This is a genomic window from Stenotrophomonas nitritireducens (genome assembly GCF_050984405.1).
Classification (GTDB): domain Bacteria; phylum Pseudomonadota; class Gammaproteobacteria; order Xanthomonadales; family Xanthomonadaceae; genus Stenotrophomonas; species Stenotrophomonas nitritireducens_B.
Genome location: NZ_CP158790.1, coordinates 2595818 through 2618720, shown reverse-complemented (window position 1 = coordinate 2618720; position 22903 = coordinate 2595818). Strand labels below are relative to the sequence as shown.

Below are 22903 nucleotides of genomic sequence, written 5' to 3'. Positions count from 1 at the left end.
CTTGCGTGGTATGGGGAAGCAGTGCTTCTGCGTTGGTCTGGATCAGCGGATCATGTTGAACAGCGACATGGACTGCATTTGGGTGAAGATGGTCTGCGCGGCCTGCAGGGCGGCGCCTTCGAGCTTGTATTGGCCGATGGCCTCGGCGTAGTCGAGGTCGCGCAGCTGCGACAGCGAATCCTTCAGGCTGATGGCGTTGGCCTCGCGCAGCGAGGCGGCGTTGTCGATGGCGCTGAGCTGGGCGCCGCCGGATGCGCGCGAATCGATCATCTTTTCCGCGGCGCGGGCCACGTCGCGCAGGCTGGACTGCAGCACGTTCTGCTGCGCGGTACGGCCGGCGAGGGAAGACGTGTCCATCTGCAGCGCGCCGACCAGGCGGTCGATGGTGGAGAACACGTCGCGGTTGCCGGCCTGGCCGACGCTGAATTCGTCGCCGGCCGCCGGCACGCCGCTCATGCGCACGCGCAGGCCTTGGAACACGATGTCGTCGCCTTCGGCGTAGCTGCCGCTTCCGATCGGGTTGCCGCCGCTGTCGAGGATGTCGTAGGTATCCGGGCCGGTGAACTGCACGGTGAAGCTGTCGCCGGTCCAGGCCGCCGTGCCGTCGCGGCTGACGCCGGTCAGCACCGCCTGGCCGGCGTTGCCGGCCGCGGCGCTGCCGTCCACCGTGCCGTCGCCGGTGCGGATGCGCATGAAGATCTCGCTGCCCGGCAGCGCGTCCTGCACGAAGCTGCCCGGCGCGACTTCGACCTGGCGCTGGGTCTGGTCGCCGTTGTAGAGGATGGTGCCGCTGCTGGCCGAGAACGGGGCCACGCCGTCGGCAGTGCCGCCGAACAGGAAGCGACCGTTGCCGTCGGTGCTGTTGGCCAGCGACAGCAGCGATTCGCGGATCGAACGCAGTTCGGCGGAAACGCTCTTGCGGTCCTCGGCCGACAGCGCGGCGCTGTTGGCCTGGATGGTCAGGTCGGAGACGCGCTGCAGCAGTTCGCCGGCCTGGGCCAGCGCGTTCTCCTGCAGGCCAAGGCGGTTCTGCACGGTCGCGGCGTTGGCGCCGAGCTGGTCCAGCTCGGCCAGGACCCGGTCCATGCCCACCGCGGTGCCCGACGCGACCGGGTCGTCCTTGGCGGTGACCATCTTCTGCCCGGTGGCCAGCTGGCGTTCCAGGTGGTTGAGCTTGCTCTGCTTGGAAAGCATGAGGAAGACCGACTGGTCGTACATCATGCTGCTGGAGATACGGTTGTTCATCAGCCCACCGCCCGCAGGATCGATTGGAACATGGTGTCGGCCGTGGAAATCAGCTGCGAGGCGGCCTGGTAGGCCTGCTGCAGGCGGAGCATGTCCGCCGCTTCCTCGTCCAGGTTCACGCCGGAAACCGAGTCGCGCGTGGCCTGCGCGTTCTCGTTGATGACCTGCTGCGCCTGCAGCGAGTAGTCGGCCGCGCGCGCCGCCGCGCCGACCTGGGTGGTCAGGCCGCCGAGCGCGCCGTTGAGGGTGACGGTGCCGCCGTTGAACGCCTTGGCGTCCTCGACCTTGGCCAGGCGCGAGGCATTGCCGTTGTCGCTGGACCCGGCCGGGGTGCGGCTCACGGTGAAGGTGTCGCCGGCGGCCGGCTTGCCGTCCAGCACCAGGCTCCAGCCGTTGGCGCTGATGGTCTGGCCCGGGGTGTAGGCGTAGGGGCCGAGGCCGTCGATGGTGTAGTGGTCGGCGTCGATGAAATCGATGCTGGCCGGGTTGAGCAGGGCGGCGTCGGTCACGTCGGTGACGTCGAGCCTGCCGGCCACGCCGGTGCCGATGTTGCCCATGTCGGCCTTGACCCGCACCGGGTTGGCGGCGGCGATGCGCGACGGATCGGTGATCGCCACCGACAGGCCGTTCACGGCCGCGGCGGTGGGCTGCACCAGGAAGCGGTCGTTCAGCGCCGGCGTGCCGCCGACCACTAGCTCGATGCCGTTGACCACGAACGGATCCAGCGCGGTGCCGCTGCCGGTCATCGGCACCTGCGCGCCGGTATCGGTGCGCGTGGCCACCCAGTTGCTGCCGTCGAAGCGCAGCTGCAGGTTCTGGCCGTCGAGCGCGGCGGTGTCGCCGTAGCTGGCGCTGACGGTGGCGGTGCTGGCGCTGCTGTTGCCGCTGTGCGCGGCCACCTTCGGCGGGGCGAGGGCGAAGAAATCCACGCCCATGTCGCCGTACAGGTCCATGCCCTCGCGGTGGCTTTCGTTGAACGCCTGCGCCAGGCCGACCGCGATGCGGCCGAGTTCGGCCTGCGCCGGGGTCAGCACGGTGTCGCGGAATTCGATCAGGCCGCCGATGCTGCCGCCCAGCGCCTTGCCGTCCAGGGAGATGGTCTGGCCCAGCGTCTTGAGCGCCAGCTGCAGGCGTTCGGGCTGGAACGGGTCGGCCACCGTGGTCACCTGCGAGGCGGTGCTGCCCACCACCAGCGCGTGGCCGCCGGCCGAATACACATTCATGATGCCGCCGTCCTGGATGACGGCGGTGCCCCCGGTGTAGCCCACCAGCTGGGTGATCAGCTGGTCGCGGCGGTCGAGCAGGTCGGGCGCGGCGCGGTTGGCGTCGCTGCCGATGGCGCTGTTGATCTGCGCGATCTCCGCGGCCAGGCGGTTGATCTCGCTGGCGCCGGCGATCAGGCCGTTGTTGACCTCATGGCCGAGCGAATCCAGGTGGCCGGTCAGCTGCTTGAAGCGGTTGACCAGGTCGTTGGCGTTGTCGAGCATGCTGCGCCGGTCGGCGGCGCCGGCGGCGTTGGCCGACAGGCCGCTGACCGAGTCGAAGAAGTTGGACCAGATGCCGTTGAGGTTGGTCGCGCTGTCGGAGAACAGCGCATCCACGCGGTCGGACAAGCCGGAGAGCTGCTTCAGGCGGGCCAGCTCGCCGCTGCTGTCGAGCAGGCGGGAGATCGCCAGCTGGTCGGCGACGCGGCGGATGTCGGTGATCCTGGTGCCGTTGCCGACGTCGCCGTAGCCCACGTCGGTGGGGTTGCGCGTGGCGAAGTCGACCTTCTGCCGGCTGTAGCCGTCGGTCTTGATGTTGGCCACGTTGTGGCTGACGGTCGCCAGCGCCCGCTGGAAGGCGATGAGGGCACTGCTACCGGTGGAAAGAACGCTGGGCATCGGGAACTATCTCAACGACGGGTGAGGCCGGCCAGGCCGGTGGCATTGGCGAATGTCTGGCCGACGCGGGCGCCGGCCTGGCCGATGGCGGCCACGGCGCGCTCGATGGTCGGGCCGGCGGCGATGGCGGCGATCTTGGCCGCGTAGCCAGGATCGGTGGCGTAGCCGGCGCGCTGCAGGCCCAGCGCGAAACCGCGCACGTCGCTGCCGGCCTTGAGCGCGGCCTGGTAGCGGGGGCTGTTCTTGAGCATGCGCACGTAGTCGCCGAAGCTCTCGGCCGCCGAACCGTAGGCGCGGAAGCGCGCGGTCTGGCTCTGGCGCTGCCCGTCGACATATTCATGGGTCGCGGCGGTGGCGCTGTCTCCCTTCCAGCCGGTGGCCTTGATGCCGAACAGGTTGTGGCTGCTGGCGCCGTCCTGGCGACGGATGTGGCGCCGGCCCCAGCCGGTCTCCAGCGCGGCTTGGGCGACCAGCGCCCGCGGATTGACGCCGAGCTCGCGCGCGGCCTTCTCGGCATGCGGCCAGATGCTGGCGACGAAGCCTTCAGGCGTGTGCTTGCCGAGCTGGTCGGCGGCGGCATTGGCGGTAGCCACCTCGGTGGCGGCGCCGGGGTGGCCGGACCGACGCCGCTCCAGCGGTCGTTGGCCATCGCCCAGTCGGCGGCGGGCGGCGCGGCGATGTCGGCGGCCGCGCCGCGGCCGCCGATCGCCTGGTGCAGGCTGCCGCTGTCGCGGCCGGCGATCAGGTCAAGCATCTGTTCTTCCGGCATGGCCGGCACGTCGCCGCCAAAGGCGTCGTAGCTAGCTGCCGGGCTTGCCGGCAGGGGGCTTTCCACGAGACCGGCCTGCCGGGCAAGCCCGGCAGCTACGGGGGACAGGGCTTCGCGGTAGGCCTGCGCGGCCTTCGCCGCCGGCAGCAGCGAGGCATCCAGCGGCGGCTGCGCGTCGGTCTGGCCGCCGCCGCCCAGCTGGCGGGCGATCATCGCCGACAGGCCCAGGCCGCGGCCCTTGGTCATCGCCTCGGCGATGCGCTGGTCGTACATCTCGCGGAACATCTGGTTCTCGCCGGGAAACAGCGAGTCGCCGAAGCTGGCCGCGCGCATGCTCTTGATCAGCATCTGCGCGAACTGGCCCTCGAGCTGGCGCGCGACCTTGTCGATCTTGGCCGGGTCGTTGGCGACGACCGGATTCAGCTCCAGGGACGGGGCGGCGATGCGCATGTCAGATCACCTCCAGCTCGGCGCTCAGCGCGCCGGCCTGCTTGAGGGCTTCCAGGATCGCGATCAGGTCGCCGGGCGCGGCGCCGACTTCGTTCACCGCACGCACGATCTCGTCCAGCGTGGTGCCGCCGTCGAAGCGGAACATGCGGCTGCCTTCGTTGCTGGCGGTGATGGTGGACTGCGGCGCGACCACGGTCTGGCCGCCGCCGAAGGCGTCGGGCTGGCTGACCTGGGTCGATTCGCTGACGGTCACCGTCAGCGAACCGTGCGCGATCGCGGCCGGGCTGACCCGCACCTGCGCGCCGATCACCACGGTGCCGGTACGCGAATTGACCACCACCCGCGCCGGCGCGGTGCCGGGCGAGAGCTCGATGTTCTCGATGCGCGCGAGCAGGCCGATGCGCGCGCCCTGGTCGGTAGGCGCCTGCACCGCCACGGTGACGCCGTCCACGGCGCGCGCGGCGCCCTCGCCGAAGGCGTTGTTCAGCGCCGCGACCATGCGCGCGACGGTGGTGAAATCGTTCTGGTGCAGGTTCAGGGTGATCTCGCCGCTGGCGCCGAACACGTCGGGCAGGGCGCGCTCGACCGTCGCGCCGCCGGGAATGCGGCCCACGCTGGGCACGTTCACCGACACCCGCGAACCGTCCTTGCCCTGCGCGCCGAAGCCGCCGACCACCAGGTTGCCCTGGGCGATGGCGTAGACCTGTCCGTCGGCGCCCTTGAGCGGGGCCATCAGCAGCGAGCCGCCGCGCAGCGAGACCGCGTTGCCGATGGAGGACACGGTGATGTCGATGGTCTGGCCGGGCTTGGCGAACGGCGGCAGCTCGGCGTGGATCGCCACGGCCGCCACGTTCTTCAGCTGCGGGTTGACGTTCGGCGGAATGTTGACGCCCAGTTCGCCGAGCATGTTCTTCAGGCTCTGCACGGTGAACGGCGCCTGGCTGGTGCGGTCGCCGCTGCCGTCCAGGCCGACCACCAGGCCGTAGCCGACCAGCGCGTTGCCGCGCACGCCGCCGACCTGGGCCAGGTCCTTGATGCGCTCGGCGTGGGCGGGCAGGGCGCAGGCGGCCGCCAGCAGCAGGGCGGCGGCGTGGCGCAGGAATGCGGGAATCGTCATGGCCATGCTCAGAACGGCGCCAGCGCCGAATTGAAGAAGCGCCCCAGCCAGCCCATCGCGTTGGACTGCGCCACCGCGCCGCGGCCGCCGTAGGCGATGCGCGCGTCGGCGACCTTGCTGGAGGGAATGGTGTTGTCGGTGGCGATGTCGGCCGAGCGCACGATGCCCTGGATCTGCACCAGTTCGTCGCCCTGGTTCAGGCGCAGGTTCTTCTGGCCCTGCACCACCAGGTTGCCGTTGGGCAGGCGCTGGACCACGGTCACGGTCACGCTGCCCTGCAGGCGGTTGCTCTGGGCGCTGCTGCCCTTGCCGGTGAAGTCGCGTTCGCCGCTGGCGCTGGCGGCCAGCACGTCCTTGCCGCCCAGGGTCACCGGCGCGCCGAACAGGGTCGGCGAGCCGATTTCCATGCTGGATTTCTTGCCGATGGCGGTGTTGGCGCTGGTCGTGGCCGAGGTGCTCTCGACCAGGGTGATGGTCAGCAGGTCGCCGACATCGCGGGCGCGGCGGTCGCCATAGAGGTTCAGGCCCGGGCCGGCGGCGTAGATCGCGCCGGCGGACGGTTCGGCCGAAGGCGCGGCCACCGGCACCACCGGCGCCATGGCCGGGTAGGGGCGTACGTCGCCGGCGACCACGCAGCCGGCCAGCAGCACCAGGCTGCCGGCGACGCAGGAAAGACGGAGGGCGTTGGACAGGCGGGCCATGGCGGGTTCCGGAAGCGGGACGGTCAGACGTTGTTGTTGAGGTAGCCGAGCATCGAATCGGTGGTGGAGATGGCCTTGGCGTTCATCTCGTAGGCGCGCTGGGTTTCGATCATCGACACCAGCTCTTCCACCACGTTGACGTTGCTGCCCTCCAGCGCGCCCTGCACGATGCCGCCCAGGCCGTTGAGGCCGGGGGTGCCGTTCTGCGCGGGGCCGGAGGCGGTGGTCTCCAGGTACAGGTTCTCGCCCTTGGCCTGCAGGCCAGCGGGGTTGATGAAGTCGGTCAGCGTCAGCGAGCCGATCTCGACCGAGGCGGCGTCGCCGGCCATCTTCACGCTGACCGTGCCGTCCGCGCCGATGGTCAGCGACTGCGCGCCCTCGGGGATCTGGATGCCCGGCTGCACCGGGTAGCCGCTGTTGGTGACCAGCTCGCCCTGCGGGCTCATCTGGAAACTGCCGTCGCGGGTATAGGCCGAGCTGCCGTCGGGCAGCATCACCTCGAAGAAGCCGCGGCCGTTGACCATCACGTCCAGGGCGCGGCCGGTCTGCTGCTGGCCGCCCTGCTGGAAGTTCTTGGACGTGGCCACCACGCGCACGCCGGTGCCCAGCTGCAGGCCGGTCGGCAGCTGCGTCTGCGCCGAGGAGGAACCGCCGGGCTGGCGCACCTGCTGGTACAGCAGGTCCTCGAAGCTGGCGCGGTCCTGCTTGAAGCCGGTGGTGTTGGTGTTGGCCAGATTGTTGGAGACGACGGACATGCGCGTCTGCTGCGCATCCAGGCCGGTCTTGGCGACCCACAGTGCCTGATTCATGAGCGGTTCCTCTGCTGCTGGTGCCGGCCCTCAGGGCCTTTGCAGGATGTAATGCATGGGCTGTGCCAGATCCGCGCGCCAATCGGCCGGCGCGGCGGCATCAGCCGTTCAGGCGCAGCAGCGTGTTGGCGCTGCGCGCGTTCTCGTCGCCGTGCTTGATGACCTTGACCTGCATCTCGAACTGGCGCTGCAGCTGGATCATCTGCACCAGCGCGCCGGCGGCGTCGACGTTGCTGGACTCGAGCACGCCGCTGTCCAGCGCCTTGCCCTGGACCTGGGCGAAGGGCTGCTGCGGGTCGCTGTTGCGCATCAGGCCGTCCAGCCCGCGCTGCAGGCGCTCGTCCGGCGCCTGCACCACGCGCAGCCGCCCGACCATGGCCATGGTCTGCGGGCCTTCGCCCAGCGGGATGACCGACAGCGTGCCGTCGTGGCCGATCTCGATGGCCTGGTGCGGCGGCACCGCCACCGGGTTGCCGTTCTCGTCGAGCACGGCGTTGCCTTCGGCGGTGACCAGCTGGCCGTTGGGCGTGAGCGTCAACGCGCCGGCGCGGGTGTAGGCCTCCGACCCGTCGGTCGCCTGCACCGCCAGCCAGCTGCCCGGCTGCAGCGACAGGTCCAGCGCGTTGCTGGTGATCTGCTGCGCGCCGATGCGGCGGTTGAAGCCGGCGTCCACGTGCAGGGCGTCGATGCGCGAGGCGTAGCCCTGGCCCTGGATCGGGAAGGCTTCGGTGTTGGCCAGCGCTTCCTTGAAACCGGGGGTGTCGGCATTGGCCAGGTTGTGCGACACGGTGGCCTGCGCCTGCAGCGAGGCGCGGGCGCCGGTCATGGCGACGTAGAGGGCTTTGTCCATGGGGAACGGGGACCGGGGAAGGGGGAATGACGGAACGCCGTGGGCGGAGGCAGCGGAAGCGGGAGCGGGGCAGGGCGGAAAGCCTCCGCACCGTGTCACTCCCCGTTCCCGCTTCCCCGTTCCCCGCCTTAGCGGATGTTGATCACCGTCTGGGTGATCTGGTCCTGGGTCGAGAGCATCTGCGCGTTGGCCTGGAAGTTGCGCTGCGCGGTGATCATGTTGACCAGCTGCTGGGTCAGGTCGACCGTGGAGGCTTCCAGCGAGCCGGCCTGGATCTGGCCCAGGTCCGAGCTGCCGGGGGAGCCGATGCGCGGCGTGCCGGAGGCGTAGGTCTCGGTCCACAGGTTGTTGCCCTGGCTCAGCAGGCCCTGCGGGTTGTTGAAGTTGGTCAGCGCGACCTGGCCCAGCGCCACGTCCACGCCGTTGGAATAACGCGCGTAGACCACGCCCTGCTCGGAGATGTTGATCTCGTTGAGCTTGCCCGAGGCATAGCCGTCCTGCCCGGTGTTGTACTGGTTGAACTTCTCGCCGTACTGGGTGGAACCGGAGATGTCCAGGTTCATCACCAGCTGGCCGGCGCCGGTGGTCGGGGTGAAGGTGCCCAGGTCGATGCGGCCGTTGGCCGGCGCGGTCAGGGCGCCGCTGTCGGAGAACTGCAGCGTGGTCGGGGTGCCGATGACCGCCGGAACCGGTGGCGTGGCGTTCGGGTTGCCCGGCACGCTGCCGGTGTTGACCGGCACGCCGTCCACGAAGTTGTAGACCTGCCATTCGTTGGGATTGGCGGTCTTGACGAAGTACGAGGTCTGCACATGGCTGACGCCCAGCGAATCGAACACGGTGATGCCGCCGCTGGAGAAGTTGTAGCTGTTGCTGCTGGCCGGATCGAAGGGCGTGATCGTCGGCGCCTCGGCGTTGGCCGGCAGGGTGAAGGAGAGCTCGACCTGGCTGGTCGGGCGCGGTGGGCTGTCGCTGCTGAGCAGGCGCAGGTCGCTCAGGCCGCCGTCGAAGCGGGTGCCGTCGGCGCTGGGCGCGTACACCTGCAGGCGCGCGCCCTGCGGGTTGATCACATAGCCGTTCTTGTCGGCCTGGAAATTGCCGGCGCGCGAGTAGACGCGGCTGCCGTTCATGTTGAGGGTGAAGAAGCCTTCGCCCTCGATGGCCAGGTCCAGGCTGCGCCCGGTCTGGTCGATGTTGCCCTGCGAGAACTGCTGGGCGACGTTGGTCAGGCGCGCGCCCGAGCCGATCGCGTTGCCGAGCAGGCCGTAGCCGGTGGCGTTGAGCACGTTGGCGAACTCGGCGCGCGATTCCTTGAAGCCGACGGTGTTGACGTTGGCGATGTTGTTGGCGGTGACGTTCAGGTCCGCGTTGGCGGCGCTGATGCCCGACAGGGAAGTGTTGAAGCCCATGGCGAAACTCCTTGGGGAATCCGTGGAAGGTGTGGGGCTCAGCTGACGCGGAGCACGTAGTCGAGCGGGGCCGCGCCCAGCCCCTTGAGGTTCAGATAGAGCCCGTCCGAACCGACGGTCACGCTCTCCACTTCGGCCTGCACGTAGGTGCTGAGCTTGGTCTGCTTGCCGCTGTCGTCGGTGTAGGTGGCCGCCAGGGTGTAGGCGCCGGCCGGCATGCGCTTGCCGTTGGCGTCGGTGCCGTCCCACTGGAACGGCACTTCGCCGGCGGCCTCGGCCGGGACGCTCAGCTGGGTGACCTTGTTGCCGTTGGCGTCGGTGACGTCCACGGTGATGGTGCCGGCGCCCGGCGCGGCCAGCGTGCCGCCGGTTTCGCCCTCCTCGCCGAGCAGGAACTTGGTCGACGGCACCAGGACGTCGTGGCCGATCATGGCCGCGCCGCGCAGGATCTGGTCGCCGGCCATCGACTCCTGGAAGCCGCTGACGGTCTTGTTCAGATCGGTGATGCCCTGGACCGTGGACAGCTGCGCCATCTGCGCGACCATCTGGCTGTTGTCCATCGGCTTGAGCGGATCCTGGTGCTGCAGCTGGGTGGTCATCAGGCGCAGGAAATCGGCCTGGTCCAGCGCGTCCTTCTTCTTGGTGTTCTGCGTGGCCGGGGCATTGAGCCCGAGCGCGCCGAACAGGTCGTTATTGGTGTTGATGCTGCTCATGACAGTGCGGTCCCGTGGCGGCCGGCTCAGCGGCCCATGGTCAGGGTGGCCAGGGTCAGTTCCTTGGCGGTGTTGAGCATTTCCACGCCGGCCTGGTAATTGCGCGAGGTGGAAATGAGATTGACCATCTGCGCGACGGGATCGATGTCCGGCGAGTAGATGTAGCCATCGCCGTCGGCCAGCGGATGGTTGGGCTCGTAGCGCTTGAGCGGCGGCGCATCGCTCTGCGAAACCTCCTTGACCTCCACGCGGGTCAGGCGCGGGTCCTCGCGGCTGGTGACCGCCTGGAAGATCGGCTCCAGCGGCTTGTAGGCCGCCTCGGCCGAGCCGGCCACCGTGTCGGCGTTGGACAGGTTGGAGGCGATGGTGCTCATGCGCACCGACTGCGCCTGCAGCGCCGAGCCGGCGATATCGAAAATAGGCAGGTTGCTCATGGGTGTCTCCGTGGCGGCCGGCTTACTGGCCGGTGATCGCGGTCAGCAGGCTGCGCACCTTCGACTCGACGAAACTCAGCGAGGCGCGGTACTCCAGCGCGGCGCGGCCGTAGGCGGCGCGTTCGGCGTCCGGGTCGACGGTGTTGCCGTCGAGGCTGGGCTGCACGCCGGGGCGCAGCACCTGGAACGGATTGAGGCCGTCGCCGCCGATCCGGTAGTGCTGCTCGGCGGTGGTCGCCAGCAGGCCGTTGCCGTCCAGCCCCTGGGCATTGCGCAGGGCGGCGTCGAAGTCCAGGTCGCGCGCCTTGTAGCCGGGCGTGTCGGCGTTGGCCAGGTTGCCGGCGATCAGCTTCATGCGCTGCTCGCGCAACGGCATGGCCTGGGCATGGACGCCCAGATAGTTGGAGATGAGGTTGGGCATGGCGCGCCTCCCGGGGGAACGATGCCCGGGAAGCTGCAAGCGGTGTGCCAGAAGGGCAGGAACGAGGGGGGAGGAACGAGGAACGAGAGACGGCAGAAGCAATCTCTTGTTGGATTGAGATACGCGGCGAAACTCGGAGAGAGGCGGGTTCTACCAGTGCAGGCTGCCCCCGTCAGATGACGGCCGCCCCGCTTTATCTCGTTCCTCGTTCCTCTCCTCTCGTTCCTTGTTTCAAGCCACCTCGGCCACCTGGCGCAGGCGGTGCAGCACGAAGTCGGCCAGTTCGTGCGGGCTGTACTTGGCCACGAAGGCGTTGGCGCCGACGCGTTCGACCATGGCGTTGTTGAAGACGCCGGACAGGGAGGTGTGCAGCAGCACGTACAGCCCGGCCAGCCCGGGGTGCCGGCGGATTTCCGTCGTCAGGGTGTAACCGTCCATGGCCGGCATCTCGATGTCGGAGATGACCATGGCGTAGCGTTCGGCCGGATTCTCGCCGGCGGCGTGGATCTGCAGCAGGTGGTCCAGCGCCTGCTTGCCGTCCGACAGCAGGGTCGCGGTCACGCCCAGCTGGTCCAGCACGCTGCGGATCTGCTGACGGGCCACGCGCGAATCGTCCACCACCAGCACCTGCATCGGCGGCGCGTCGGAAGGCAGCGCCATCGACGGGTCCAGCACCGCCTCCTTGCTCACCTGGGCGATATCGGCCAGCACGCTTTCCACGTCGATGACCTGGATCAGCTCGCCCTGGAAACGGGTGACCGCGGTGAGGTAGCTGGACTCGGCGCCCAGTTCCGGCGGCGGCTGGATGTCCTCCACCGCGATGTTGACGATGCGTTCCACACCGCTGACCAGAAAGCCCTGCACCGAACGGTTGAACTCGGTGACCACCAGATAGCCGGGCGAGGTGTCGGCCTCCGGCTCGCGCTCGGGGTGGCCGATGGCCAGGCCCAGGTCCAGCACCGGCACCGAACGGCCGCGCACGTCGGCCACGCCGGAGAACTGCACCGGCAGGCCGGGGACCAGGAACAGCGGCGGGCGCCGCAGCACTTCCTGGACCTTGAACACGTTGACGCCAAAAAGCTGACGGCCGCCAAGGCGGAACAGCAGCAGGGCCAGTCGGTTGTGGCCGGCCAGCCGGGTGCGCTGGTCGATGCGGTTGAGCAGGTCATGTGACATGCAGCCGGTATCGGCAGGCCGGGGCCAGGACTTGAGGCCCGGGACGACGAACCGTTGGACGCGAATGAAGAACGGGAGATTAAAGAAGAGTCATGGACAAGGATGCGGACCGTCGGCCGGGTTTCCGCCCGGGGAAAAGGCCCGCCCCACGGCCCGGCGCCCGCAGAATGAAACGGACCACGCTCCGCCTTCTCTCGTTTCTCGTTCCTGTTCACGCGTTCCTGCCCCGCTGGCACGCCGCTTGCAGGAAAGGGGTGACCTCATCCATGGCGGAGTCGCCCATGCGCCTGTTGGCCCTGTTGTGTCTGTTGCTGGCGGTTCCTGCCGGGGCCGGCGATTTCCAGTCCCTGGCCTCGATCCGCGCGGCCGCGCTGTCCACGCTGGACCCGGCCACCGACGGTGAGGCCAGCGTCGACGCCGGTCTGCGCCTGCCGGCGTGCCCGGTCGCGCTGCAGGCCCGGGCCACCGGCAACCGCACGGTGGAGGTGGGGTGCCCGCAGGCCGGCGGCTGGAAGCTGTTCGTGCCGGTGACGGTGCGCCGCGAGCAGGACGTGCTGGTGCTGGCCCGCGGCGTCGCCGCTGGAGAAGTGCTGGCCGCGGCCGATATGGGAAGCGTGCGTCGCGACACCGCGCGCATCGCCGGTGCGGTATTGTCCGACCCGAAATCGGCCATCGGCCGGGTGGCGCGGCGTGCGATGGGTGCCGGTACGCTGTTGTCGGCCACCGACCTGGTCGCGCCGCGTATCATCCGTCGCGGAGACAGCGTCGCGCTGGTGTCCCGGCGCGGCGGCGTCGAGGTCCGGGTAGCCGGCAAGGCGCTGGCCGATGCCGGCGAGGCCGAGCGGGTGCCGGTGGAGAACCTCTCCTCGCGGCGGGTGGTGCAGGGCATCGCGACCTCCACCGGCGACGTACTGGTTTCCCGATAGATTCCGCTAAAGATCGCTTCCGGGTTGCCGTTAACCCCTGTGTACCGAATCAGGACTTCCATCACATGAGCCAGAAAATCGACGGCGGGATCACGGCAGGCGCCCAGGTGCGCCCGGTCGCCACGCCCACCAAGGCCGCCCCAGCCGGCGGACCCGAGGCCCGTCCGGTCGAGGCCGCCGACAGCGTGCGCCTGACCGGAGAAGCCACCACCCTGCAGGCCCTGCAGCGCGAACTGTCCACCGCCCCGGCGATCGACACGGCCCGCGTGCAGGCCGTGCGCGAAGCGCTGGAGAACGGCAGCTACCGGATCGACCCGGACGCCATCGCCAGGCGCATGCTGGACCTGGACGAGCAGCTGCACGCATGAAGCTGGCCGTGGCCGACCCCTTGCAGCAGCTGAGCGACGCGCTCGACGGAGAGCGCCAGGCGCTGGTCGAGCACGACGTGCAGGCGCTGGTGGCGGCTACGAGCCTGAAACTGGAGGCGCTGCGCATCCTCGAGGCGCGGCCGCCGCTGGAACACGCCGAACGGCTGCGCGAACTGGCCGAACGCAACCGCGCCAATGGCGCGCTGCTGGCCCGCCGCCGGCGCGAGGTCAGCTGGGCGCTGCGCCAGCTCGGCCGCAGCGAAGCCTCTTCGGCCTACGACGCCAAGGGCCAGGCCCACCTGCTGCACACCCGCAAGCCGCTGGCCGTCGCCTGAGGGCGCACCGCCGCGTTCCGGCGCCGGTGCGCCGATGCATCCGCGGTTATAGTGGACGCCCGTTCCACTGATCCACCGCCCCCGTGGCCGACACCGCTTCCGCTCCGCTCGCGCCCCTTCCGTCGCCCGCCATGCTGCATGCATTGAGCGACCGCATGCGCGACGGCATGCTCCTGTTCAACGACACCGGCGAAGTAGCCCTGGCCAACAGCGCCGTGCGCGAGCTGTTCGGCGCGCAGGGCGGGGACGCGGCCGGACTGGGCCGTCGCCTGGTCGACCTGCTGCCGCCGGTGGCGCTGGCGCAGGCCAGGGAATCGGGCAGCTGGAGCGGCAGCCTGCCGCTGGGCGACCGTGCGGTGATCGTGCACCTCTACCACCACGACGCGGCCGGCGAGCGCGCCTGCCTGGCCCTGTTTCGCCACATCGACGGGCAGGAAGACTACGAGAACGAACTGCAGCGCCGCCATGCCGAACTACGCCAGGCCTACCTGCGCCTCAACGGCGCGCAGGAGAAGCTGCTGCAGTCGGAGAAGATGGCGTCCATCGGCCAGCTTGCCGCGGGCGTGGCCCACGAGATCAACAACCCGATCGGCTACGTGCATTCCAACCTGGGCAGCCTGCAGGAGTACCTGCGCAGCCTGTTCACCGTGATCGAGGCCTACGAACGTGCACTGCGCGCGCCCGATCCGAAGGCGCTGGTCCCGGAGATCGACGACATCCGCGACCGTCTGGACATCGACTTCATCAGCCGCGACCTGCCGCAGTTGATGGCCGAGTCGCGCGAGGGCATCGAGCGGGTGACGCGCATCGTGCGCGACCTGAAGGATTTCTCCTATTCCGGGCGCGACGAGTCATGGAAGCTGGCCGACCTGCACGCGGGCCTGGAATCGACCATCAACATCATCTGGAACGAGCTCAAGTACAAGGTCACCCTGGAGCGCCGCTATGGCGAACTGCCGATGGTCGAGTGCCTGCCGTCGGAACTGAACCAGGTGTACATGAACATGCTGCTCAACGCCGGCCACGCCGTCGCCGAACGCGGCCACATCGTGGTCAGCACTGGCGTGCAGGGCGAGGAGGTGTGGATCGAGTTCCAGGACAACGGTTCGGGCATCTCGCCGGAACTGCGCCAGCGCATCTTCGATCCGTTCTTCACCACCAAGCCGGTGGGCAGCGGCACCGGACTGGGCCTGTCGATCTCCTACGGCATCGTCAACAAGCACCACGGCCGCATCGACCTGGACAGCACGCTGGGCGAAGGCTCGCGCTTCCGCATCGTGCTGCCTGTCCGGCAGCCCAAAAGCTAGGAACTAGTGGAGAGGAACGAGGAACCAGAGAAGGCAAAGGCCGGCTTTGAGGTACCCGCTTTTTGCTTTCTCTGGTTCCTCGTTCCTATTCACTCGTTCCTGGCTTGCGCTTCTCATCGTGGGTGCGGAACGCCTGGCGGATGTGCTCGCGCAGTTCGTCGTCGTTCCAGGGCTTGGTCAGGAAACGGTAGATCGCGCCGCGGTTGATCGCGTCGGTGACGGTATTGAGGTCGGTGTAGCCGGACAGCACCAGGCGGATCGTGTCCGGGTAGAGCATCTTCACCCGGCCCAGGAACTCGGTGCCGCTCATGTCGCTCATGCGCTGGTCGGACAGGATCACCTGCACGTCGTTGATCGCCAGCAGGTCGAAGGCGTCGCGCACGTTGCCGGCGGCCAGGATGCGGTAACCGTCGCGGCGGAACAGGCGCACCAGCGAGCGCAGCACGTTCTCCTCGTCGTCCAGCAGCAGCAGGGTGCGGTCCGGCCGGGTCTCGGCGAAGGCTTCCGGACGCAGGTAGCGGCGGCGCAGGGTCATGCCGGCCGCTTCGGCCGACATCGGTTCGCCGAACAGATAGCCTTGGAATACGTCGCAGTCGTTGCGGCGCAGGAAGCCCAGCTGCGCCTGCGACTCCACGCCGTTGGCGATCACGGTCATGCCCAGCTGGTGGCCCATGGCGATGATCGCGCGGGAGATCGCGGCCTCGCGGTTGGCCGCCGGCGCGCTCTTGATGAAGCTGCGGTCGATCTTGAGCTTGTCCACCGGATAGCGCACCAGCGCGCTGAGGCTGGAATCGCCGGTGCCGAAATTGTCCAGGCTCAGGCTGATGCCTTCGTTGCGCAGGTTGGCCAGGGTCTCGTAGACGAAGTTGACGTTGTTGGTCAGCGCGCTTTCGTTGATCTCCAGGGTCAGCATTCGCGCCGGCACGCCGGTGGACTGCAGCAGCGCCATGACCTCGGCGAAGAAGCTGGGCCGCAGCAGTTGCAGCGTGGAGACGTTCACCGCGATGTTGAAGTCGTCGAACCCCTGGTCGCGCCAGACGCGCGCCTGGCGCAGGGTCATCTCCAGCACCCAGGCGCCGATCTGCACGATGATCCCCAGCCGTTCGGCGGTGCGCATGAAGCGCTCCGGCACCAGCATGCCCAGCGTCGGCGACTGCCAGCGCAGCAGCGCCTCCATGCCCACGACGTGGCCGTCGCGGGCGCTGACCAGCGGCTGGTAGCGCAGGCGCAGCTCGCCGTTCTCGATGGCGTCCACCAGCTGCCGCGAAATGATGCTCTCGCTGTGCGCGCTGAGCGGCTTGTGCAGCATGTGCACCTGCACCACGTTGCCGCCTTCGCGGCCGGCCTGGTGTAGGGCGTCCTCGGCCAGGTCGAGCAGGCGGCTCGGGTCGGTGGCGTGTTCCGGGCACAGCGATACGCCGATCTTCGCGGTCAGGAACAGGGTGTAGGGCAGCACCGACAGCGGCAGCTCCATCTGCTGGCGCAGCTGCTCGGCCATTTCCTCGGGCAGGGGCACGCCGCCGGTGCGCGGGATGGCCAGCACGAATTCGTCGCTGCCATGCCGCCACAGCCGGCCGCGGCCACGCAGGTGGTCGCCCAGGCGCTGCGCGATCAGCACCAGCGCCTGGTCGCCGACCTCCGCGCTCATGTTCTCGTTGACCGAGGCGAAGTGGTCGATGTCCAGGTGCAGCAGCATCAGCGGCGTGCCGCCGCCGGCGGCGTCGGCGACCATCGCGGCCAGTTCCGGATTGCCGGCGCCCAGCCGGGGCGGGGCGGATGCTTCGGTGACCGGCTGCGGGGCGGGGTTCCACATCCTCAGGCTCCCTGGCAGGCGGCGGCCTGCGGCATGCGGTAGGGCAGGTGCAGTTCGACCCGGGTGCCTTCGCCCGGCGCGGTATGGATGCGCAGCCAGCCGCCGACGCTCTGCGCGCGCTCGCGCATCACCACCAGCCCCAGCCCGCGCGGACCATCGGGGTCGAAGCCTTCGCCGTCATCGACCACGCGCAGCCGCAGGCGGCCGCCGCCGTCGTCCTCAAGGCACAGCTGCACCTGGCTGGCCAGCGCATGGCGCAGGGCGTTGGTCAGGCTTTCCTGGGCGATGCGGAAACAGGCCTGCTCGACCTCGTTGTCCGGGCGCTGCGGCAGGTCCTCCACCTCCATCCGCAGTTCCACCGGCGAGGAGCGGAACAGCTGCCCCGCCTGCCAGCGCAGCGCCGCTTCCAGCCCGAGCGCGTCCAGCTGCGGCGGGCGCAGCAGCATCGACAGGTTGCGCAGGCGCACCACGGTACTGTCGACCAGCTCCACGATCTGGCCCAGGTCCTCCCGGCGCCGCTGCGCATCGTCCTCGTCCATCGCCGCGTGCGCGGCCAGCTTGATCGCGGTGACGGCCTGGCCGATGTCGTCGTGCAGGTCGCGGGAAATGGCCCGGCGCTCGTCCTCCTGCACCGAGAACAGGCGCCCGGCCATGGCCTGCAGCTCCCGGTTTCCCGTTTCCAGCGCCTTGCGGCTGGTTTCGAGCTCGGCCAGGTCGCGTGCCGCCAGCAGCCGCACCTGGCCCAGGCGGGGAAGGAGCAGGAGCAGGGCCAGCGCCATGTACAGAGCCACCAGCACGACGGAGGTCACAGTCCAGGCCAGCGGATGGGCCGGAATCGCCGCCCAGGCCCAGGGCAGCAGCCCGCACAGCAGGATCAGCGCGCCGCCGCCGGCCACCACGCCGTAGGTGGTGCGCTGCAGGCATGCCATCGCCAGGTCCGTTGATGCGGGGTGCCGCGGGTGGGAGGAGCCGTTGTGCATGTTCCGTGGCGGTACGCCGTGATCTATCCCCGGACATCTTAGCGGGCCGTGCCCGGGAGCGATGACGCAGTACTCAATTTCCATCCGGGGCTGCCGTTATCGATAGGGTTCCCGGACCTCGGGTGGATGACTGGAGCGGTAGCGCGTGGATCAGGGCGTGATTGCGAGCATGATGGGCCACCCGATGGAGGGGGCGATCGTGCTGCTCGATCCGGAGGGCCATCCATTGGCGGCCAACGCCGCGGCCCGCACGCTGGACCTGCCGCACGGGCTGCAGGCCCATCGCCACGCCCTGCTCGGACTGCGCGAGCGCGTCGCCGCGCAGGGGCTGTTGCCCTGTTCGGTTCCGGCCGGCGGGCAGCGCCTGGATGGTTTCCTGAGCGCTGCGCGGTCGCCGGGCGGCGCGGTCTGCGCCTATGTCTATACCGCCGCGCCGGCCGCTCCGCTGGCCGACGGGCGCTGGGCCCGGCTGCTGCATGAAGCCGGGCATGGCGTGTGGGAATGGGACGTGCCGGCCAACCTGCTGGCCCACCTGGAGGACCAGGCGGGGCAGGGCATCGCGCCCGGCACGGTGCAGGAATGGCTGGACCAGGTCCATCCCGCCGACCGTCCCGCGCAGCGGGCGGCGCTGCAGGCGCACCTGCACGATGCGTCCATGCCCTACGCCTGCCGCCTGCGCGTCCGCCGCGGCGACGGCAACTGGCACGTGGTGCAGGATCACGGCCAGGTGGTGGCGCGCACGGCCGACGGCCAGCCGCTGCGCATCGGCGGCATCCGCATCGAGATCGGCCCGCAGGACACCCACGACGCCGGCGCGCACGAACAGCAGGCGCAACTGCGCCACCTGCAGCGCATCGCCGGCCTCGGCACCTGGTCCTGGGAGCGGGAAGGTGCCCGTTTCCGCTGGTCCGAAGAACTGCACGCCGCGGTCGGCCGCGCGCCCGGCAGCCTGCCCGGCGACCGCCGCTGGCTGGGCCTGCTCGACGGCGCCCGCGCGCAGGTGCTGGCGGCCTGGCGGCGGTGCACCGCGAAGGCCAGCCGCACGGTTTCGACCTGGTGCTGGCGCCCGGCCCGATGGAATCGGGCAGCCTGCACCTGCGGGTCTGGATGCACCCCGAGCACGATGCCGCCGGGCGCGTGCGGCGGGTGGTCGGGCAGCTGCAGAACGTCACCGAACAGCGCCAGACCGACGCGCTGATCCGCTGGCGCACCGAGCTGCTCAACCGCGTGTCCGCGCTCGGCCGCATCGGCGGCTGCGAGATCGAGGTCGCCACCCGCGGCATGCTCTGGACCGACGAGTGCTACCGCATCCATGGCCTGCGCAAGGAGCCGGTCACGCTGGAACAGGCGCTGGCGCTCTACACGCAGGATTCGCGCGACAGTTTCGAGGCCGCGCTGACCCGCATCGCCGGCGGTGGCCTGCCCGAGCAGCTGGACCTGTGCTTCTACCGGCATTCCGGGCAGCGCGTGTGGGTGCAGGTGCAGGTCGAGCTGGACCGCCGCGAGGGCCTGCCGGAGCGGTTCGTGGTGCTGTTCCGCGACATCACCCGCGAGCGCGAGGCCAACGAACGCATCGAACTGCTGGCCCACTACGACCTGCTGACCGGGCTGCCCAACCGCATCCTGCTGCGCGAGCAGGCCGAGGAGGCCATCGCCGAATCGCGCCGCAACGGCCGGGTGCTGGCGATGCTGTTCGTCGACCTGGACGGCTTCAAGTCGATCAACGACACCTTCGGCCACGCCACCGGCGACATGCTGCTCAAGGCCGCCGCCGCGCGGCTGCACCAGAGCCTGCGCAACGCCGACCTGTTCGCGCGCTTCAACGGCGACGAGTTCGTCGTCGTGCTGCGCGACCTGGCCGACCCGGCCGACGCCGGCCACGTCGCGCGCAAGCTGATCGCCTCGCTGGCCTCGCCGCTGCATCGCGGCGACACCACGCTGAAGGTCGGCGCCAGCGTCGGCATCGCGCTGGCCGACGACGCCCACCACGACTTCGACACGCTGCTGCGCGCGGCCGATGCGGCCATGCACGCGGCCAAGGAAGCCGGGCGCAACACCTACCAGTACTACAGCCAGGACGCGCTGGCCGGCATCCAGCGGCGCCTGCAGATCGAGCACGCGCTGCATGGCGCGCTCGAGCGCGAGGAGTTCCAGCTGGTCTACCAGCCGCTGGTCAACGTCGACCCGTCGCGGCCGCCGGCCATCGAGGCGCTGCTGCGCTGGGTCTGCCCGGAGCTGGGGCCGTGCAGCCCGGCCGAGTTCATCCCGGTGGCCGAGAAATGCGGGGAGATCGCCCGCATCGGCGAGTGGGTGCTGGACGAGGCCTGCCGCCAGGCCGCGGTCTGGCAGGCGGCGGGGCTGGCGTTCGAGCGCATCGCCGTCAACGTCTCGGCCATGCAGCTGCGCGAGCGCGGCTTCGCCGAGCAGGTGATCGCCATCTGCGAGCGCCACCGCTGGCCACCGCAACGGCTGGAACTGGAGCTGACCGAATCGGCGCTGATCCGCGACAGCGACGCGCTGCGCCAGTGCTTCGACACCTTTGAAAGCAACGGCGTGCTGCTGGCCGTGGACGACTTCGGCACCGGTTTCTCCAACCTGCATTACCTGAACCGGTTCCCGGTGCAGCGCCTGAAGATCGACCGCAGCTTCGTCCAGCGCATGCTGCACGACGCCGGCACCGCCGAGGTGACCCAGGCCATCGTCCACCTGGGCCACGCGCTGGGCATGCTGGTGGTGGCCGAAGGCGTGGAGACGCGCCAGGAGGAAGCGCTGCTGCTGCGCCAGGGCTGCGACGAGATCCAGGGCTACCTGTACTCGCGTCCGCTGCCGTCGCGGGACATGGCGCAGTGGCTGCGCCAGTGCGCCAGCGACGACAGCCAGAACCCGCCACTGCCGCTGCCGGCGGACAGGCCGGTTGCGGCGCTCTGATCGAGCCCATGCGGGGCCGGTCCACGCCGGCCCGCGCCTTGCACTACCGGTTCAAGCTTGCCGTCTCCTGTAGCGGCTCTCTTCTTTCTTCATGCATGCCTGTATCCGGGTGATGCGGACATTGCTGTCGGCGATGTCTGAAGCGCCGGACGCTCTCGGATCGGCCATCCCTCTTTCCTGCACCTGATGCCTGGCTTCCCCGTGCGCCCGGGAAGGTAGAGGCCCATGCCGCGGATGGGAGTTGCCGACTGACCCGACGCACCGTGGACTACGAGGTCAAAAGGCTGCCGCCTCCCCGTAGCGGCTCTCTTCTTTTTCATGCATGCCTGTATCCGGATGATGCGGGCATTGCTGTCGGCGATGTCTGAAACGCCGGAATGCTCTCGGGATCGGCAATCCCTCTTTCCTGCACCTGATGCCTGGCTTCCCGTGCGAGGCCTATGCGGCGGATAGGAGTTACCGGCGGGGCCTGCCGCACCGTGCGCGGCTTGAAGCCGTGCTTCGCCATCGGGTCGACCGACAGGGGCCGCCATTGCGGGAAACGGGGATTACGTGGCCGGCACGGCAGGGGGCGGATGGCCACGGATGCGCTGCGCGTGGTTCCCGATCGGACCGCTGCCGACGCTCCATGTACGGGCACGCCGATCCGACGGATCGCAGCCCCGGCGGAGCCCATTTCCATGGCGGATGTGGATTCGAGGCAGGTTTCCCGCAGCGCACACCGGATGCCACGTCATCGCGACAGGGACGGCAGGCGCGTGCGCGCCGGTCGCGGCGTCAGAGCGCGAGATCCCAGGCGACCAGGATCGACACCAGGTCGTCCTGCCCGGGTGCAGCGGCTTCCTGCAGCCGCGCGGCGTCGGCCAGTTCCTGCTGCGCCAGCATCTCCAGCGCCGCCAGCCGCTCCAGCGCCGGGGTGGGGCGCGGAGCGCCAGCGCCCATCAGTCCCGGCGGGACGGCGGCCGCAGGCGCGTCGTCCGCCATGGCGGCGGCCTGCGCGGAAGAGGCGGCCTGCAACGACGAAACCCCGGCCGGAGCCGGGGTCGGTGCATCGCCGCGTGGGGAATCAGAACAGTTCAACCGTTCCCGCACCCATGCTCTGCTGCGCCACCGGCTTGTGCGGCGGACGCTCCCACTCGCTGCGCATCTCGCGCAGGCGGCTGCCGGTACGCTGCAGCGCGGCCACCAGCTCGCTGTCCAGCACGCCGCCACTGCGATGCAGCAGTTCCTGCAGCGCCACGGCCTCGCGGTTGATCGCGGTCAGGCGGTCCAGGTGGGTGTGCACGCCGCCCAGCGCCTGGGTGGCGATGTCCTCGAACTGCAGGGCGCGCACCGCTTCGGCGACGCTGCTGTCGATGGCGCGGCCGCATTCGGAGATCTCGCGCATGCCGTCGCCCAGCGAGCTGTTGATCGCCGCCACGTTGTCCAGCATGGCCGCCGCCTCATGGCGCGCCTCGCGGGAGCGGTCCATGTCGCGCGAGGCCATGTGCGAAACCGTCTCGCGGACCTTGGCGATGGCGTCCTTGGAGCTGTGCGCCAGCTTGCGGATCTGCTCGTTGAAGGTGGTCGAACGCTCGGACAGGTTGCGCACCTCGTCGGCGACCACGGCGAATCCACGTCCGGCCTCGCCGGCGCGCGCGGCCTCGATGGCGGCGTTGAGCGCCAGCAGGTTGGTCTGGTCGGCGATGGACTTCACGTCCTCCAGCAGGGCGAAGATGCCGTCCAGGTGCTGCGCCATCTGGTCGATGTGCTGCACGGTGTTGCTGCTCTGGCCGCTGACCTGCTCCAGCGCCTCGACCAGCTGTTCCATCTGGTGGCTGGCGTGCTGGGCGAAACGGGCCACGTCCACGCCACCGCCGCCTTCCTCGCCGGCGCGGTCGACGATGCGGGCCAGCGCCTGGCTCTGCTGGCGCGACTTGCGGTTCATCGCATCGAAGCTGCTGCCCAGCCCGGACACGGCCTGGCGGATCAGCTCGCGGGCGCGCTCGATCTCGCCGCGCGAACCGTCGATTTCGTTGCTGACGAAGCTGCGCAGTTCGTTGAGCAGCTGGTCCTGCTCCTTGAGCACGCGGGCATGCTCGGGGGAGCGCTGCGACTGGCTGTGGACGCTCCAGTAGGCGAACACCAGCCAGCTCAGGACCATGGTGGTCATGATCGCCCAGACCACGGCGGAGGGCCATGCGAACGCCGCGGCCAGCGGCAGCAGGAGAGTGAGGGCCAGCGGGGCGGCCAGGCGGATAGCAATGCGTGAATACATGGACGTTCTCGGGAG

General features: G+C 69.7%; 18 protein-coding genes and 3 pseudogenes. 5 read left to right on the top strand and 16 right to left on the bottom strand.

Annotation, left to right across the window (positions count from 1 at the left end; translation table 11 throughout):
* Positions 1 to 42: 42 nt before the first annotated feature.
* The 12 genes and pseudogenes from flgL to ABTV91_RS11550 form a co-directional block, all read right to left on the bottom strand.
* Entirely contained in the window at positions 43 to 1245 is a 1203-nt protein-coding gene (flgL, locus tag ABTV91_RS11605; protein ID WP_433851586.1) for a flagellar hook-associated protein FlgL, read from the bottom strand.
* On the bottom strand, positions 1245 to 3128 hold the full coding sequence (gene flgK, locus ABTV91_RS11600; protein ID WP_433851585.1) for a flagellar hook-associated protein FlgK: 1884 nt from the start codon (positions 3126 to 3128) through the stop codon (positions 1245 to 1247). The genes flgL and flgK overlap by 1 nt, the downstream gene beginning before the upstream one ends.
* Positions 3129 to 3139: 11 nt before the next feature.
* A pseudogene (flgJ, locus tag ABTV91_RS11595) lies at positions 3140 to 4347 on the bottom strand (flagellar assembly peptidoglycan hydrolase FlgJ).
* Between the two features lies 1 nt (position 4348).
* Positions 4349 to 5464 carry a flagellar basal body P-ring protein FlgI gene (locus ABTV91_RS11590; protein WP_433851584.1) on the bottom strand — a complete coding sequence of 372 codons (1116 nt, stop codon included), beginning with the start codon at positions 5462 to 5464 and terminating at the stop codon, positions 4349 to 4351.
* A gap of 8 nt (positions 5465 to 5472) precedes the next feature.
* Positions 5473 to 6165, bottom strand: coding sequence for a flagellar basal body L-ring protein FlgH (gene flgH / locus ABTV91_RS11585; RefSeq protein ID WP_433851583.1), 693 nt, complete (start codon positions 6163 to 6165; stop codon positions 5473 to 5475).
* A 23-nt stretch (positions 6166 to 6188) separates the two neighbouring features.
* Positions 6189 to 6974 carry a flagellar basal-body rod protein FlgG gene (flgG, locus tag ABTV91_RS11580; protein WP_055769066.1) on the bottom strand — a complete coding sequence of 262 codons (786 nt, stop codon included), beginning with the start codon at positions 6972 to 6974 and terminating at the stop codon, positions 6189 to 6191.
* A gap of 100 nt (positions 6975 to 7074) precedes the next feature.
* Positions 7075 to 7824 (bottom strand): flagellar basal body rod protein FlgF, encoded by a 750-nt coding sequence (locus ABTV91_RS11575; protein WP_433851582.1) that lies wholly within the window; start codon positions 7822 to 7824, stop codon positions 7075 to 7077.
* Positions 7825 to 7952: 128 nt separating this feature from the next.
* Complete coding sequence (gene flgE, locus ABTV91_RS11570; RefSeq protein WP_433851581.1) at positions 7953 to 9230, bottom strand: flagellar hook protein FlgE; 1278 nt, start codon at positions 9228 to 9230, stop codon at positions 7953 to 7955.
* A gap of 38 nt (positions 9231 to 9268) precedes the next feature.
* Positions 9269 to 9943, bottom strand: coding sequence for a flagellar hook capping FlgD N-terminal domain-containing protein (locus ABTV91_RS11565; RefSeq protein WP_433851580.1), 675 nt, complete (start codon positions 9941 to 9943; stop codon positions 9269 to 9271).
* A gap of 26 nt (positions 9944 to 9969) precedes the next feature.
* Positions 9970 to 10377, bottom strand: a complete 408-nt coding sequence (gene flgC / locus ABTV91_RS11560) for a flagellar basal body rod protein FlgC (RefSeq protein WP_433851579.1) — start codon at positions 10375 to 10377, stop codon at positions 9970 to 9972.
* A gap of 22 nt (positions 10378 to 10399) precedes the next feature.
* Positions 10400 to 10798: a flagellar basal body rod protein FlgB gene (gene flgB, locus ABTV91_RS11555; protein ID WP_433851578.1), complete on the bottom strand. Its 399-nt coding sequence runs from the start codon at positions 10796 to 10798 to the stop codon at positions 10400 to 10402.
* Positions 10799 to 11029: 231 nt separating this feature from the next.
* Positions 11030 to 11974, bottom strand: coding sequence for a chemotaxis protein (locus ABTV91_RS11550; protein WP_433851577.1), 945 nt, complete (start codon positions 11972 to 11974; stop codon positions 11030 to 11032).
* Positions 11975 to 12255: 281 nt separating this feature from the next.
* Here ABTV91_RS11550 and flgA point away from each other — a divergent pair, with 281 nt between their 5' ends.
* The 4 genes from flgA (at position 12256) to ABTV91_RS11530 (ending at position 14910) form a co-directional block, all read left to right on the top strand.
* The gene (gene flgA, locus ABTV91_RS11545; protein ID WP_433851576.1) at positions 12256 to 12900 is read left to right on the top strand and encodes a flagellar basal body P-ring formation chaperone FlgA; all 645 of its coding nucleotides are present in this window, start codon (positions 12256 to 12258) and stop codon (positions 12898 to 12900) included.
* A 65-nt stretch (positions 12901 to 12965) separates the two neighbouring features.
* Positions 12966 to 13268 (top strand): flagellar biosynthesis anti-sigma factor FlgM, encoded by a 303-nt coding sequence (gene flgM / locus ABTV91_RS11540; RefSeq protein WP_433851575.1) that lies wholly within the window; start codon positions 12966 to 12968, stop codon positions 13266 to 13268.
* Positions 13269 to 13270: 2 nt separating this feature from the next.
* A complete protein-coding gene (locus ABTV91_RS11535) occupies positions 13271 to 13603 on the top strand; it encodes a flagellar protein FlgN (RefSeq protein ID WP_433854173.1) in 333 nt (110 codons plus the stop codon).
* A gap of 131 nt (positions 13604 to 13734) precedes the next feature.
* Positions 13735 to 14910 carry an ATP-binding protein gene (locus ABTV91_RS11530; protein ID WP_433851574.1) on the top strand — a complete coding sequence of 392 codons (1176 nt, stop codon included), beginning with the start codon at positions 13735 to 13737 and terminating at the stop codon, positions 14908 to 14910.
* Positions 14911 to 14995: 85 nt separating this feature from the next.
* Here ABTV91_RS11530 and ABTV91_RS11525 read toward each other — a convergent pair whose 3' ends face one another.
* Complete coding sequence (locus tag ABTV91_RS11525) at positions 14996 to 16723, bottom strand: EAL domain-containing protein (protein WP_433851573.1); 1728 nt, start codon at positions 16721 to 16723, stop codon at positions 14996 to 14998.
* A gap of 2 nt (positions 16724 to 16725) precedes the next feature.
* Positions 16726 to 17457 (bottom strand): annotated as a pseudogene (locus ABTV91_RS11520) (sensor histidine kinase); the annotation flags it as partial.
* A 391-nt stretch (positions 17458 to 17848) separates the two neighbouring features.
* On the opposite strand from ABTV91_RS11520, the pseudogene ABTV91_RS11515 reads away from it, so the two are divergent.
* Positions 17849 to 20631: pseudogene (locus ABTV91_RS11515) on the top strand (bifunctional diguanylate cyclase/phosphodiesterase).
* Between the two features lie 777 nt (positions 20632 to 21408).
* Here the strand turns inward: ABTV91_RS11515 and ABTV91_RS11510 are convergent.
* Both ABTV91_RS11510 and ABTV91_RS11505 read right to left on the bottom strand, forming a co-directional pair.
* A complete protein-coding gene (locus ABTV91_RS11510; protein WP_433851572.1) occupies positions 21409 to 21573 on the bottom strand; it encodes a hypothetical protein in 165 nt (54 codons plus the stop codon).
* Positions 21574 to 21697: 124 nt separating this feature from the next.
* Entirely contained in the window at positions 21698 to 22888 is a 1191-nt protein-coding gene (locus tag ABTV91_RS11505) for a methyl-accepting chemotaxis protein (protein ID WP_433851571.1), read from the bottom strand.
* Between the last annotated feature and the right edge of the window lie 15 nt (positions 22889 to 22903).